Source organism: Actinomadura parmotrematis, from assembly GCF_019458805.1.
In the GTDB taxonomy this organism is placed as follows: domain Bacteria; phylum Actinomycetota; class Actinomycetes; order Streptosporangiales; family Streptosporangiaceae; genus Spirillospora; species Spirillospora parmotrematis.
In genome coordinates, this window is sequence record NZ_JAIBOA010000007.1 from 66,369 (window position 1) to 80,595 (window position 14,227).

The 14,227-nt window shown below is 74.6% G+C and carries 13 protein-coding genes, 1 pseudogene and 1 riboswitch; of the genes and pseudogenes, 8 read left to right on the top strand and 6 right to left on the bottom strand.

Annotated elements, in window-relative coordinates; all coding sequences use genetic code 11:
• Positions 1-72 precede the first annotated feature (72 nt).
• From K1Y72_RS12600 to K1Y72_RS12610, 3 genes are all read right to left on the bottom strand, one after another.
• The gene (locus tag K1Y72_RS12600; protein ID WP_220166294.1) at positions 73-1,200 is read right to left on the bottom strand and encodes a hypothetical protein; all 1,128 of its coding nucleotides are present in this window, start codon (positions 1,198-1,200) and stop codon (positions 73-75) included.
• Positions 1,197-1,697, bottom strand: coding sequence for a sigma-70 family RNA polymerase sigma factor (locus K1Y72_RS12605; RefSeq protein WP_258572351.1), 501 nt, complete (start codon positions 1,695-1,697; stop codon positions 1,197-1,199). The genes K1Y72_RS12600 and K1Y72_RS12605 overlap by 4 nt, the downstream gene beginning before the upstream one ends.
• 75 nt (positions 1,698-1,772) lie before the next feature.
• On the bottom strand, positions 1,773-3,551 hold the full coding sequence (locus K1Y72_RS12610) for a heparinase II/III domain-containing protein (protein ID WP_220166299.1): 1,779 nt from the start codon (positions 3,549-3,551) through the stop codon (positions 1,773-1,775).
• Positions 3,552-3,918: 367 nt separating this feature from the next.
• Between K1Y72_RS12610 and gap the strand changes: the two genes are divergently transcribed.
• From gap to K1Y72_RS12635, 5 genes are all read left to right on the top strand, one after another.
• On the top strand, positions 3,919-4,926 hold the full coding sequence (gene gap / locus K1Y72_RS12615; protein WP_220166301.1) for a type I glyceraldehyde-3-phosphate dehydrogenase: 1,008 nt from the start codon (positions 3,919-3,921) through the stop codon (positions 4,924-4,926).
• Between the two features lie 76 nt (positions 4,927-5,002).
• On the top strand, positions 5,003-6,190 hold the full coding sequence (locus K1Y72_RS12620) for a phosphoglycerate kinase (protein WP_258572352.1): 1,188 nt from the start codon (positions 5,003-5,005) through the stop codon (positions 6,188-6,190).
• Positions 6,191-6,196: 6 nt separating this feature from the next.
• Positions 6,197-6,991 (top strand): triose-phosphate isomerase, encoded by a 795-nt coding sequence (gene tpiA, locus K1Y72_RS12625; protein ID WP_220166303.1) that lies wholly within the window; start codon positions 6,197-6,199, stop codon positions 6,989-6,991.
• A 163-nt stretch (positions 6,992-7,154) separates the two neighbouring features.
• Positions 7,155-7,403: a preprotein translocase subunit SecG gene (gene secG / locus K1Y72_RS12630; RefSeq protein ID WP_308287033.1), complete on the top strand. Its 249-nt coding sequence runs from the start codon at positions 7,155-7,157 to the stop codon at positions 7,401-7,403.
• A 95-nt stretch (positions 7,404-7,498) separates the two neighbouring features.
• Positions 7,499-7,873 (top strand): RNA polymerase-binding protein RbpA, encoded by a 375-nt coding sequence (locus tag K1Y72_RS12635; RefSeq protein WP_220166305.1) that lies wholly within the window; start codon positions 7,499-7,501, stop codon positions 7,871-7,873.
• A 58-nt stretch (positions 7,874-7,931) separates the two neighbouring features.
• Here K1Y72_RS12635 and K1Y72_RS12640 read toward each other — a convergent pair whose 3' ends face one another.
• Entirely contained in the window at positions 7,932-9,233 is a 1,302-nt protein-coding gene (locus K1Y72_RS12640) for an acyltransferase family protein (RefSeq protein ID WP_258572353.1), read from the bottom strand.
• Between the two features lie 208 nt (positions 9,234-9,441).
• Between K1Y72_RS12640 and K1Y72_RS12645 the strand changes: the two genes are divergently transcribed.
• The 3 genes and pseudogenes from K1Y72_RS12645 (at position 9,442) to glyA (ending at position 12,359) form a co-directional block, all read left to right on the top strand.
• A complete protein-coding gene (locus K1Y72_RS12645) occupies positions 9,442-9,933 on the top strand; it encodes an Lrp/AsnC family transcriptional regulator (RefSeq protein WP_220166307.1) in 492 nt (163 codons plus the stop codon).
• Positions 9,934-10,042: 109 nt separating this feature from the next.
• A pseudogene (locus K1Y72_RS12650) lies at positions 10,043-10,912 on the top strand (DMT family transporter); the annotation flags it as partial.
• 34 nt (positions 10,913-10,946) lie between these two features.
• A riboswitch (ZMP/ZTP riboswitch) is annotated at positions 10,947-11,033 on the top strand.
• 57 nt (positions 11,034-11,090) lie between these two features.
• Entirely contained in the window at positions 11,091-12,359 is a 1,269-nt protein-coding gene (gene glyA, locus K1Y72_RS12655) for a serine hydroxymethyltransferase (RefSeq protein WP_308287034.1), read from the top strand.
• Here the strand turns inward: glyA and K1Y72_RS12660 are convergent.
• Together K1Y72_RS12660 and K1Y72_RS12665 are read right to left on the bottom strand one after the other, a co-directional pair.
• A complete protein-coding gene (locus K1Y72_RS12660; RefSeq protein WP_220166309.1) occupies positions 12,356-13,150 on the bottom strand; it encodes a class I SAM-dependent methyltransferase in 795 nt (264 codons plus the stop codon). The two genes, glyA and K1Y72_RS12660, sit on opposite strands and share 4 nt — an antisense overlap.
• Entirely contained in the window at positions 13,147-14,211 is a 1,065-nt protein-coding gene (locus K1Y72_RS12665; protein ID WP_220166310.1) for a GNAT family N-acetyltransferase, read from the bottom strand. The genes K1Y72_RS12660 and K1Y72_RS12665 overlap by 4 nt, the downstream gene beginning before the upstream one ends.
• Between the last annotated feature and the right edge of the window lie 16 nt (positions 14,212-14,227).

A 14,227-nucleotide genomic window follows, 5' to 3' on the forward strand; every position in this document is an offset into this window, starting at 1 on the left:
CCGGCCCGCACCCGAACGGCGCCGCCGGCCCCCTCACCCCCGGGGACCGGCGGCGCCGTTTTCCGGACCGGGTCAGACCCGGTAGGTGTGGGCGGCGCGCCCCGCGGCGTCGAAGGCGACCAGCGTTCCGATGCGGTTCCTGCGGCCCTTCACCCCGGTGACGTGCAGCGCGAAGGCCCGCGCGTTGGTCAGGTCTGTCATGCGCGCGCTCAGCGTGCGGCCGTCGTTCAGCCGGAGCTCGACCCGGGCGACCTTTTCGCCCAGCGACCCGTACCACCAGCGGTCCGAGCCGGTTTCGGGCGCCTCCCGGACGAGGCCGAAGGACAGCGGGTAGCGCCGGCTCACCGGACTCGCCTCCTCGCTCACGTCGGATCCGAACCCGATCCACAGGCCGTCCTGGAAGACCTTCACCGGCACCTGGCGGCTTCCCCTGCGCAGGGTGAACAGCGGGACGCCGGCGGTGAGCGGTCGCGGCCGGGACTCCGCGTAGGAGACGGTGCGCGCCGGTTCGGCCGTGGCGATCGCCTGGGCGGTGCCGCCGTCCGACGTCGCGATCAGGGTGCCGGTGCGCCCGGCGGACGTCGTGAACGTCAGGACGGACGCTCTCGTGCCCGCGTCGGAGGTGTAGGCCAGCCGCCAGATGCGTGGCGAGCCCCCGCCGAAGGACACGGCCGCGCCGGTCATCGCGGGGCCGGCCTGGATTCCGGTGACCGCCGGGGCGGCGACCCCGTACAGCTCCTGCTCGAACCTCCCCCGCCGCTCGTCCGTGACCCGGACCACGCGATGCATGACGACGGTCACGAGGGCGCCGGACGGCAGCGTCCACTTCCGGCAGTCCCCGCCCCCGCCGGCGGCGCGCCAGCAGAGCTGGTCGTGCGCCGGCCAGAGCGCGGTGTCCCCGCCGGGGCGCCAGACCGGACCGGTCGGCCGGTAGCGCGGATCCAGGGCGTTCACCCAGCCCGCCGCCGGCGGCGCGTCCCGATGCAGGGCGGCGGGGACGGCGACCGCCGCGACCGCCACGACCGCCGCCGTCGCCGTCGCGGCGAGCAACGGAAGGAAGAGCCGGGACCGCCTCCGGACGCGGGCGAGCCGCGCCGCGTTCTCGGCCCTGGCGTGGCCGTGCGGACGGACCAGGGCGGCCTCGGCGGCGAGGGCGGCGCGCAGCCGCTCCTCGATCGCGCGCTCGTCGACGGGCGTCATCGTGCCTCTCCCAGGGTCCTGCCGAGCGCGGCGATGCCCCGCGCCGCGTGCGTCTTCACGGTGCCGATCCCCACTCCGAGCACCTCGGCGGCCTCGCGCTCGGTGAGGTCGAGCCAGTAGCGCAGCACCAGCGTCTCGCGCTGCCGGCGGGGTAACCCGCCGAGTGCGGCGATCAGCTCGCGCACCGATTCGCGACCGACCGCGCTGGCCTCGGCCGACGCCACGTCCTGCGGCGGCGCCAGGTGGGACCGGCGGCGGGCGACGCCGAGGTGGCGCAGCCGGTTGCGCGTCAGGTTGCACACCGTGGTGCGCAGGTAGGCGAGCGAGGCGTTGGGGTCGCGGAGGGCGCGCTGCTTGCGGTGCAGGCGGACGAACGCCTCCTGGGCCACGTCCTCGGGGTCGTCGGCGCCGAGGAGGCGCGCGAAGCGCACCAGCCCCCAGAAGTGCGCGTCGAACAGCTCGGCGTAGCCGCCGTCCGACGCTTCATCGACAGCCATCGGCATCATGCGAGTAGGACCGCCGAACCGCGCGGAGGTTGACCCGGGGGCCGGTGAACACCCGGTGAACGATGATCACGGCAGGCGCCGCAGGGTGCCGTCGGCGGACGCCTCGAACGCCAGGCGCCGCCCACCGATCGCGGTCTCCACCCGGACCGTGCCGTCCGGGCGCGCCGACGCGCGCACCCGGGGCCGCGTCCCGCCCGTGGACGGGGCGATGAGCGTCAGCATCCGCACGTCGGTCCCGGCGGCCGACAGCGTCACGACCGGCGCGGGCAGCGTCGTGCGCGCGGCGGGCGCGATCCAGCCGGGCGTCACCGACGGCGCGGGGGCGGCCCGGCCGGGCAGCGGGATCCGCAGGAAGTCCACCCGGACGCGCCCGGCGGTGGCGACCGCCCCGTCCGCCACGGCGCGTGCGGCGAAGCCGTGGGGCAGGTGCCAGAGCTGGTCGGCGGTGTGGGGCCGCGCCGAGCGGACCTCGTCCAGCACGGCCATCGCGCCGGGCCGCCAGGCGGCGAGGACGGACCGGTGGCGGGTGGCGCCCGCGTAGGCGGTGTCGGTGAAGGCGAAGGCGTCGGCGGCCGGGGTGAACCGGTGCGCGGTGAGCGCCGTCGCCGCCCGGGAGTCGAAGGCGGCGCCCCTCACGGCCAGGGTGCTGTGCGCCTGCGGCGATCTCAGCCACGTGCGCCAGGTGCCGTCGCTGTAGCCGATGTGGCCGCTCGGGACGATGAGGTCGCGGCCCTCGGCGAAGAACGTCAGGGACATGTGGTCGTCCTGGCCGTGCGCGTAGCGGCCGGGCCCGAACCGGGCGGTGTAGGCGACCGCGTGCCGGCTCCAGTCCGAACGGCCCATGACGTACCCGGCGTCGTACACGCGGGCGCGGTCGGCGGGGTGCCGGCCGCGCTTCCCGCCGGAGGCGACCCACGCGATGGGCCCGTCCCCGGCGTCGGAGATCTCGGCGGCGGTGCCGGCGTAGGACTCGCCGATCTGGAGCCGGCGCCCGGCCGGGGTGAGCTGGAAGGCGATGAAGTCGTCCAGCAGGCGGAGCCGCCGCTCCCACTCGTCGGGCACTGGCCGCCCGCAGGCCCGGACGACGTCGAACGCGAGCGCCCACCGGGAGCGGTTGTAGACGGCGTAGTGGGTGGACTGCTCGTTGTTGGCGCCCTGCGCGTCGATGGCGGGCCGCGCGCCGCCCGGCGGCGCGGTCATGGCGGCGGCGAGCCGCGCGTAGCCGGTGCCGGCGAGGTCGGTCCGGCCGACGGAGCAGCCCGCCGCCAGCAGGATCATCGACTCGTCGGTGCCGTGGTTCCACGGGCCCGAGTAGTGCGCGGGGTCGGCCAGCCAGGCGGCGTGCCGGGCGATCGCGCGGTCCAGCCAGGGCGCCCGGTAGCGGGCGTGCAGGCAGACCATGGTGATCAGCCGGAACTTGGTGCCCTCGGCGACGGCCGTGCGCCGGTCCGCGTCCATCCCCCGGGTGGAGGAGTTGTCGTGCAGCCAGTCACGGACGATCGCGGCCGCGCGGGCCAGCGACGGCGCGTCGCCCTTGGCGATGAGGGAGCCGAGCCACTCCAGCGAGTGCAGCCACAGCTGCCACGTCCGGTCGTTGTAGGGGTCGAGGCCCCAGTCCACGTCGGAGCCGTTCGCGACCCGCACCGGCTTCAGCCCGGGGGAGGCGAACCGCCCGGCGGCGACCTGGTCCGCCGGGTTGGCGGTGTTCAGGCCGTTGTAGCCGAGGCAGGGCACGCCGGTCGGCGGTGCGGTCGGCGCGGCGGACCGCGGGGACGTGCCGCACGCGGGCGCGGCGCCGAGCACCGCGCCGAGGGCCAGTACGGCCGCCCATGATCGAGGGGTCATGCGGCAGAGACACCCGCGGCCCCGGCCCGGTGGACCTCCGGCGGTGACGGACGTGACATTTCCGCGCGTTCATCGCCGCGTCACCGGGGCGCCAGGAATGTTCTGGAAAGTCACCTGATGCGTGATGTGGGGTATCTGCGGGCGCCGATTCAGGGCGTGTGCCCCATTGGTCTAGACAGAGAGGTCCAGACCAGGCCGGCGGGCGCCCGATCCCCCGCGCGGCGGAGGGCGACTCACCCTCGATATCCCGCGCCGCCGGTGTCGGAGACCGGCGCTCGAATTGGATAGGGTCACAGGTGGGGACGGCCCCGGTCGCCCGAGCCCGCCCCCGGTCCAGTGCGAGACGACGTAAGAGGAGAGCCGTTCCGTGACCATCCGAGTAGGCATCAACGGGTTCGGCCGGATCGGCCGCAACTTCTTCCGCGCGGTCAAGGCGAGCGGGGCCGACATCGAGATCGTGGCGGTCAACGACCTGACCGACAACGCCACCCTCGCCCACCTGCTGAAGTACGACAGCATCCTCGGCCGCTTCCCCGAAGAGGTGAAGGCCACCGAGGACGAGATCATCGTCGGCGGCAAGGCGATCAAGGCGTTCGCCGAGCGCGACCCGGCCAACCTCAAGTGGGGCGACCTCGGCGTCGACGTCGTGGTGGAGTCCACCGGCTTCTTCACCGACGCCAACAAGGCGCGGGTGCACGCCGACAACGGCGCCAAGAAGGTCATCATCTCGGCGCCGGCCAAGAACGAGGACGTCACCATCGTGATGGGCGTCAACGACTCGGCCTACGACGCCGCGGCGCACACGGTGATCTCCAACGCCTCCTGCACCACCAACTGCCTGGCCCCGATGACCAAGGTCCTCCAGGACACCTTCGGCATCGAGAAGGGCCTGATGACCACCATCCACGCCTACACGCAGGACCAGAATCTGCAGGACGCGCCGCACAAGGACCTGCGCCGCGCCCGCGCCGCCGCCCTCAACATCGTGCCGACCTCCACCGGCGCCGCCAAGGCCATCGGCCTGGTCATGCCCGAGCTGAAGGGCAAGCTCGACGGCTACGCGCTGCGCGTGCCGATCCCGACCGGCTCGGCCACCGACCTCACCGTCGAGGTCGGCCGCGAGACCACCGCCCAGGAGGTCAACGCCGCGATGAAGGCCGCCGCCGAGAGCGGCCCCCTCGCCGGGTTCCTGTCCTACACCGAGGACCCGATCGTGTCGTCGGACATCGTCACCGACCCGTCCTCGTGCATCTTCGACTCCGGCCTCACCAAGGTCATCGGCAACCAGGTCAAGGTCGTCGGCTGGTACGACAACGAGTGGGGCTACTCCAACCGCCTCGTCGACCTGATCAAGCTCGTCGGCACCTCCCTCTGACCCGCCCCGCCCGCCGTGGCCGCGGCCCCTCGGGGCCCCGCGGCCACGGCGGGCGCGTCTCCGGAAGGACATCGCGATGCGCACCATCGACGATCTGGACGTCGCCGGCAAGCGGGTTCTGGTCCGTGCGGACCTGAACGTCCCGCTGAAGGACGGCGCCATCACCGACGACGGCCGGATCCGGGCCAGCGTCCCCACCATCGAGAAGCTCCGCGCCAAGGGCGCCAAGGTCATCGTCTCGGCTCACCTCGGCCGCCCCAAGGGCGAGGTCAAGCCCGAGTTCTCCCTCGCCCCCGTCGCCGCCCGCCTCGGCGAGCTCCTCGGCACCGAGGTGGCCTTCGCCACCGACACCGTCGGCGACTCCGCCCGCGCCACCGTCGACGGCCTCGCGGGCGGCGGCGTCGCGCTGCTGGAGAACCTGCGCTTCGAGGCCGGCGAGACCAGCAAGGACGACGCCGAGCGCGGCGCGTTCGCCGACGAGCTGGCGGCCCTCGCCGAGGTCTACGTCGGCGACGGCTTCGGCGCCGTGCACCGCAAGCACGCCAGCGTCTACGACGTGCCGCAGCGCCTCCCGCACGCCGCCGGCGGCCTCATCGCGACCGAGGTCGCGGTGCTGAAGAAGCTGACCGAGGACGTCGCGCGCCCCTACGCCGTCGTGCTCGGCGGCTCCAAGGTCTCCGACAAGCTCGGCGTGATCGACAACCTGCTCGGCAAGGCCGACCGCATCCTCATCGGCGGCGGCATGGTCTTCACCTTCCTGAAGGCCCAGGGCCACGAGGTCGGCAACAGCCTCCTGGAGGAGGACCAGCTGGGCACCGTCCGCGAGTACCTGCGGCGCGCCGAGGAGAACGGCGTGGAGTTCGTCCTGCCGGTCGACATCGTCGCCGCCACCGCGTTCGCCGCCGACGCCGACCACGACGTCGTCGCCGCCGACGCGATCCCCGCCGACCGCCTCGGCCTGGACATCGGCCCCGAGTCGGGCAAGCTGTTCGCGTCCCGCCTGGCCGGCGCGAAGACGGTGTTCTGGAACGGCCCGATGGGCGTGTTCGAGATGGAGCCCTACTCCCACGGGACGCGCGCCGTCGCGCAGGGCCTGATCGACTCGGGCGCCTTCACCGTCGTCGGCGGCGGCGACTCCGCCGCCGCCGTCCGCACCCTCGGATTCGACGAGTCGGCCTTCTCCCACATCTCCACCGGCGGCGGCGCCAGCCTGGAGTACCTGGAAGGCAAGACGCTGCCCGGCCTGCAGGCCCTGGAGGACTGAGCGAACATGGCTGCCACCGCCCCCGCCCGCAAGCCGCTGATGGCGGGCAACTGGAAGATGAACAACAACCACTTCGAGGCCATCGCGCTGGTCCAGAAGCTGGCGTTCGCGCTGAAGGACACCGACTTCGACGCCGTGGACGTGGCGGTGCTGCCGCCGTTCACCGACATCCGGTCCGTGCAGACCCTCGTGCAGGCCGACAAGCTGTCCATCGCCTACGGCGCCCAGGACGTCTCCGAGCACGCCGCGGGCGCCTACACCGGCGAGATCGCCGCGTCGATGCTGGCCAAGCTGGACTGCTCCTACGTCACCGTCGGGCACTCCGAGCGCCGCCAGTACCACCACGAGACCGACGCGATCGTCAACGGCAAGGCGCGGGCCGCCCTGGCGCACGAGATCACCCCGATCGTCTGCGTCGGGGAGGGCCTGGACGTCCGCAAGGCCGGCGAGCACGTCGGGCACTGCCTCGCGCAGGTCGACGGCGCGCTGCAGAAGATCACCGCCGAGCAGGTGCGCGGCCTGGTGATCGCCTACGAGCCGGTCTGGGCGATCGGCACCGGCGAGGTCGCCACCCCGGCCGACGCGCAGGAGGTCTGCGCGGCGATCCGCACCCGGATCGCCGAGCTGTACGACGGCGGCACCGCCGACCAGGTGCGCATCCTGTACGGTGGCTCGGTCAAGGGGAACAACGCCGCCGGGATCATGGCGCAGCCCGACGTGGACGGCGCGCTCGTCGGCGGGGCCAGCCTGGACGCGGGGGAGTTCGTCAAGATCTGCCGCTACCGCGACCTGCCGGTCTGATCAATTCTGATCAATTCGGGTGCGCCGCGGGGGTTCTTGCCGAACTACAGGTCAGTTCGTCGTACCCTTCGTACCTGACGGGTAAACCGCCCGGCGCGATCCTCCGTCCTTGCTAGAGAAGACCCCGCACCCGCGGGGGTGGCCAGAAAAGGCGCTGAACACTGTGACTCCGTGGATCATCACCACCTCCATCGTGCTTCTCATCACCAGCCTGCTGATGGTGACCCTCGTGCTCATGCACAAGGGCAAGGGCGGTGGCCTGTCGGACATGTTCGGCGGCGGCATCTCGTCGTCGCTCGGCGGGTCCTCGGTGGTGGAGCGCAACCTGGACCGGCTGACCATCGGGGTCGGCGTGGTCTGGTTCGCCTCGATCGTCGTGCTCGGGCTGCTGTTCAAGAGCAAGGGCGCCTAGCCGGGCAAGGCCGCGTAGGTACGTACGACCGCCGCGCCGCCGCCGGTGCGCCTCGCGCACGGGCGGCAGCGGCATTCTGAGCGAGGAGTTAGTCCGTGGGTAGTGGCAACGCGATTCGGGGCAGCCGTGTCGGGGCCGGCCCGATGGGGGAGGCCGAGCGCGGCGACGCGGCCCCCCGCGTCTGGGTGACCTTCTACTGCGCCAACCGGCACGAGACCCGGCCGAGCTTCGCGACCGACGTCGCGGTGCCGGACACCTGGGACTGCCCGCGCTGCGGGTTCCCCGCCGGGCAGGACAAGGACAGCCCGCCGGCGCCGCCGAAGACCGAGCCCTACAAGACGCACCTCGCCTACGTGAAGGAGCGGCGCAGCGACGCCGACGGCGAGGCGATCCTGGAGGAGGCGCTCGCCAAGCTCCGGGAGAAGCGCCGCCTGGTCAAGAAGGCCATGGAGGCGGCGGCCCGGGGCTGACCCCGAGGACGCCGCACCCGGCCCCGGTCCCCGCGCGGGGACCGGGGCCGCGGCGTCTCTAGGTGAGGCGCCGCGCCACCCGGTGCCCGAGGTTCTGCATGGGCCGCTCGACGGCCCGGTAGGTCAGGTAGGCCGCCGGGAGCAGCAGCAGCGGGAACGCCAGCACCATCAGAGGCCGCTCCTCGGCGGGCTTGTAGAAGGTCGTGAGCGCCGCGAGCAGCACCGGGTGCAGCAGGTACACCGAGTAACTGACGACGCCGAGCCAGGTCAGCCAGCGCGGCATCGGGCGGTGCCGGAGCGCCATCCCGGCGGCGAACAGCAGCGCGGCGAGGACCACCGCGCTCGCCCACGCCCGCTTGGCGCCCCAGTCGGTCACGCCGGGCCCCCAGGACCGGTTGGCGTACAGGCCGAGGCCGACCGCGGCGGCGAGGACGGCGCCCGCGGCGCCGAGCGCGGTGCGCCACTGCAGCTGGCCGTGCTCGGCCCGGTACAGGGCGGTGCCGGTGAACATCACCGCCAGGATGATCAGACCCTCCCAGGTCGCGGCCCGGCTGTTCAGCACGGTGAGCGCGACCGCGAGGACGGCGCCGAGGATCGCGCCCGCGCGGGCGAGGACGGGCCGGCGGGTGCAGGCGAGGCCGACCGCGACGGCCATCACCGCCGCCGCGCCGACCACGGTCCGGTTCACCCCGGCCCGCACCGACACCTCCGCGCCCCAGGCGACCGTGACGAGCAGCACGGCGAGCGCGGTGAGCGCGACCGCGACCCCCGCCGACCGGCGGTGCAGGCCCGCCGCGAACAGCCCGGCGACCAGCAGGTAGAACGCCATCTCGTAGGACAGCGTCCAGATCACGTAGACGCCGTTCGGGACGGCCAGCATGTCCTGCAGCATCGTGGCGTGCGCCAGAAAGGTGATCACCGCGGGCTGGTCGCCGCCCGCGCCGTTCAGCCGGTTGCCGCCGGCGGCGACGAGGACGACGCCGGCGGCGAGGACGGCGAGCAGCAGCGGGTAGATGCGGAACGCCCGGCTGATCCAGAAGCGCCGCAGGTCGCCGCGCCGCTCCAGCGACGCCGGGATGATGTACCCGCTGACCAGGAAGAACACCAGGACGCCGAAGGTGCCGGGGTCGAACCACTCGGTCAGCCGCATCCGGCTGCCCGGCATGTAGTTGCCCGCGGCGTGGTGCAGCGCGACGACCAGGGCCGCGACGCCGCGCAGGGCGTCCAGCCAGCCGAGCCGGGCCGTCGAGACGGGCCGGGCGGGGGCGGGCGGTTCCCCTGGGGGCGGGGCGGAGGGGGTAGGCGGCGGGGTGGACGGGGTGGGCGCGGCTTCGGCCGCCGGCGTGTGTCCTGTGAGCATATGAACGCGGGGAGCGGGGTCGCTTTCGGATCGGTGGAGGGGGTTCCGGCCACCGAGTCTAGGGCGAACGGATGAAGTCCCGATGAGAGGCGGGGCCACCGTCCGGTGAACGGTGCGCGGCGGGCCGGTCGCCGAATATTCTTCGACGGGGGCGCCGTCCGGGCCGCGCGCGGCGGCCCGGTGTTCGGCGCGGCGAACGGAGGACCCGATGGACGCGGTGGACCAGGCGATCCTGCGCCGGCTGCAGCGCGACGGCCGGCAGACCAACCGCGAGCTGGCCGAGGCGGTCGGCATCGCGCCCTCGACGGCGCTGGAGCGCACCCGGGCGCTGCGGGCCCGCGGGGTGATCACCGGCGTGCACGCGGTCGCCGACCTGGAGGCGCTCGGCCGCGGCGTGCAGGCGCTCATCTCCATCCGGATCCGCCCGCAGTCGCGGGAGGCGATCGAGGCGGCCCGCGACAGCCTGGCCGCGCTGCCCGAGACCGTCGGGGTGTTCGTCGTCACCGGCAACGAGGACGTGCTCGTGCACATCGCCGTGCCGAGCACCGCCTACCTGCGGGACTTCGTGCTCGACCGGCTGGCCCGGCGCAAGGAGTACGTGGACGTGCGGACGATCGTCGTCTACGACCACGTCGCGCCCGCCGAGCAGACCGAACTTCCTGCGGACGGTTCGGCGTCGGGGCGAACGTCGCGCGGCTGAGAGTTTCCTGAGAGCCCGCCGGCCGAAGAAGTGGCGGCTCGGATCGGCCGTGCCGAAGCAATGACGGCTCGAAGCGCATCCGGGCGGACGTTTCCTTAGCGTCATCGTCATGGAGCGACGTAACGACGTCCCCGGGGTGCTGCTCGTGCTGGCGTCCGGGGTGCTGTGGGGGACGGTGGGCCCGGCCCGCGAGCTGATGGCCTCGGGTGCGGGGGCCGCCGCGATCGGCGGTGCGCGGATCTTCTCGGGCGGGCTGGTCCTCGCCCTCGCGGTCCTGGTGATCAGGCCGCGCGCCTTCCGGGCCCTCGGCCGCCCGGCCCGGGGCCCGCTGCTCGCGGCGGCCACCGCCACCGGGATCTTCCAGCCGGCCTTCCTCGGCGCCGTCGGGCGGACGGGCGCGGCGCTCGCGACGGCGGTGGCGTTCGGGCTCGTCCCGGTCGCCACCGGCCTCTGCGAGAGCGCGGTGCTCGGCACCCGGCCGTCGCGCCGCTGGTGGGCCGCGACGGCCTGCGCCGTCGCGGGCTGCGTCCTGCTGGTGCTGCCCGGCGGGCACACCCGCCCGGACCCGCTGGGCGTCGCGCTCGGCGCGGTCGCCGCGCTCTGCTTCGGCGTGTACACCGTGTCGGCCAAGGCGCTGGCGGGCCGTCTCGGCGCCGGCGCGGACGGCATGGCCGCGACGCTGGCGGCGGTCGCGGTGACGCTGCTGCTCGGCGGCGCCGTCCTGCTGCCCTGGACGGCGGCCGCCGCGCCCGCGCTGGCCGCGCCCCGGTCCGCCGCGCTGATCGCCTGGCTCGGGCTCGCCACCACCGCCCTCGGCTACACCTGCTTCATCGCGGGCCTGCACCGCGTGAGCGCGGCCACCGCCGGGACGCTCAGCCTCGCCGAACCGCTGGTGTCGGCCGCGCTCGCCCTCGCCGTCCTGCACGAGCGGCCCTCCCCGGCGGCCGCCGCGGGCGCGGTGCTGCTGCTCGCCGGGCTCGCCGCCGTGTCCGTCCCGGCCCCGGCCGCTATGCTGGGCCGCACGCGACTGGCGCAGTCAAGGTGGACTCGACCACCGGGGAGCGACCCACGACCGGACACCGCGCGCCTGGGTGAACGGCACCCCTTGCCGGGGGTGCCCGCAGGCGAGCCCCCGGCGTGACGTCGCGGAGGACGCCGTGCACGATCCCGCCATCTCCCGCCTCCAGGCCGAGGACCCGCAGATCGCCGGGCTGGTCCAGGACGAGGCCCGCCGCCAGTTCGAGAAGATCCGCCTCATCGCCTCGGAGAACTACGTCTCCCCGGCGGTGCTGGAGGCGACCGGCTCGGTCCTCACCAACAAGTACTCCGAGGGCTACGCCGGCCGCCGCTACTACGAGGGCCAGCAGAACGTCGACCCGATCGAGCTCCTGGCCGTCGAGCGCGCCAGGGACCTGTTCGGCGCCGAGCACGCCAACGTCCAGCCCTACTCCGGCTCGCCCGCCAACCTCGCCGTCTACCTGGCCTTCCTGGACCCCGGCGACAAGGTCATGGGCCTGTCGCTGCCGATGGGCGGCCACCTCACCCACGGCTGGTCGGTGTCGGCCACCGGCAAGTGGTTCACCCCCGTCCGCTACGAGGTGCGCGCCGACACCGGCCGCATCGACATGGACCAGGTCCGCGACCTGGCGCTGAAGGAGCGGCCCAAGCTGATCTGGTGCGGCGGCACCGCCGTCCCGCGCACCATCGACTTCCCGGCGTTCGCCGAGATCGCCCGCGAGACCGGCGCGGTCCTCGCCGCCGACATCGCCCACATCGCGGGCCTCGTCGCGGGCGGCGCGCACCCGTCCCCGGTCGGGCACGCCGAGGTCGTTACCACCACCACGCACAAGACGCTGCGCGGCCCGCGCGGCGCGATGATCCTGTCCACCGCCGAGCGCGCCGCCGCCGTCGACAAGGCCGTCTTCCCCGGCTTGCAGGGCGGTCCGCACGACCACACGACGGCCGCGATCGCGGTCGCGCTGAAGGAGGCCGCGGCGCCTGAGTTCGCCGCCTACGCCCACCGCATCGTCGCCAACGCCCGCGCGCTCGCCGCCGCGCTCGCCGAGCGCGGCTACGACCTGGTCTCCGGCGGCACCGACAACCACCTGGTGCTCATCGACCTGACGAGCAAGGGCGTCGCGGGCAAGCCCGCCGCGCAGGCCCTGGACCGGGCGGGCGTCGAGCTGAACTACAACGCCGTCCCGTTCGACCCGCGCAAGCCCTTCGACCCCTCGGGCCTGCGCCTCGGCACCGCCGCGATCACCACCCGCGGCCTGGGCGAGGAGCAGATGCCGCGGATCGCCGCCTGGATCGACGCGGTGGTCGCCGGGGTCGCCAAGGAGGACCGGGCGGTGGAGGCGCGCGTCGCCGCCGAGATCCGCGAGCTGCTCGCCGGCTACCCGATGCCCGGCTGGTCCGCCGCCTAGCCGGCGGGTCGTGGCACGGGCCGCAGCACGGTGATCATCCGCCAGGCGTGCGGGTCGGTGAGGGCGACGTCGCCGAAGTCGCCGTACTGCGCGACGACCTCCAGGGCGCCCGACAGCCGGACGGCGGCGGCGAGCTCGGTCGCCGTCCAGAACCGGTAGGGCACCACGTCCTCGACGACGCGGGCGCCCGCCCCGGTGATCGTCATCGTGACGCGGTCGGCGGCGATCTGGGTGACCGGGTCCAGGCGGTCGTCCGGCTCGCCCCACCGGACGCTCGCCCGCACGCCCGGCCCCTCGACCGTCCAGGAGGTGGACACCGACGGAGCGTCCCCGATGCGGTCGCGCGGGTGCGCCATCTCGACGATGTAGAGGCCGCCGTCCGCCAGGTGGGCGGCGGCCCGGTCGAGGTGGGCGGTGAAGGCGTCCAGCGTCATCAGGTGCGAGGTGGAGTCCAGCATCGTGACGACGAGGTCGAAGCGGCGGGCCAGGGAGAAGGCCGTCATGTCGTCGCGCACGACCTCCAGCGCGACGCCGTCGGCGGCGGCCCGCTCGGCGGCGTAGGCGCACATCGCCGGATGCAGGTCCAGGGCGGTGGCGGCGACGCCGCGCCGGGCGAACTCGCGGGCGTGCTCGGCCGGGCCCGCCGCCAGCTCCAGCACCGACCGGACGGGCGGCGCCCCGTCCGGCCGGTGCCGCGCGCACCACGACAGCAGGACCGCCACCTCGGGCGGCACCTCGCGGAACGAGCAGGCCAGGTCGTAGGCGGCGGGGTCGTCGTAGATGCCGGTCACCGGGACATCTTGCCAGCGCCTTCCGCGGGGGAGGGGACGGCGCGGCCGTCGAGGCGGAGCCGCACCTCCACGACGCCCGGCTCCTCGGTGCGGCGGGTGCGGCCGCCGAGGGACGTCAGCAGGCGCCGCATCCGGGCGTTCTCGCTGAACGCGGTCGCGCGCAGCTCGACGAGGCCGCGCTCGCGGCCGATCACCACGAGCAGCTCGGCGAGCGCGCGGCCGAGGCCGCGGCCCTGCCAGGCGTCCTCGACCAGGAACGCCAGCTCGGCGACGCCGGGGTCCAGCACGTGGATCAGGTGGGCCATCGCCAGCAGCGACCCGTCGGGGCCCTCGGCGACCAGCGTGAGGCCGTGCGCGGGGTCGCAGAACCGGTCGACGGCCCGCTGCGGCGGGAAGGGCTTGGCGCTGAAATACCGCATCCGGCGCGTCTCCAGCGAGCAGCGCTCGTGCATGGCGCGGACGGCGGCGGCGTCGCGCGCCTCGATCGGCCGGACCGCGATGTGGGTGCCGTCGCGCAGCGGCACCCGCCGCGAGGCCGGGCGGGGGCTGCCGGCGGGCAGCACGGCGCGCACGAGGGCGTCGGCGCGGGCGGCCTCGGTGGCGGTGAAGGGCAGGCCGGGACGGTGCAGCCGGATCGCGCGGCGGTGCCCGACGGGCACGGTCAGCGTTCCGTCGCCGTCGCCGTCGCCGTCGCCGATCGTCGTCCAGGCGGCGCCGTCGGCGCGCAGGAGTTCGGCGAGGGCGCCGGGCAAGGCGGCGGGCTCGGCGCGCAGCCGGGCGACCAGCGACAGCGCCCGCGTGGTGTCGTCGACCAGCTCGCGGGGGCGGGCCGGGACGGCGACGGTGCGGACCCCGCCCGCCGCCTCCAGGCACGCGGCGAGCTCGGCGGCGCTCGCGCCGCCCGGCGGCACGTCCACCACGAACTCGTCCACCACCCCGTCGGTGCCGACCTGGACCGACAGGCCGAGGATGTTGGCGCCGCGCCGGGCCAGCGCGGCGGTGAGCACGGCCAGGCGGCCGGGCCGGTCCTCGATCTCGGTGCGGACGCGCAGCAGCGGCATCGGACGCCCTCCGTTA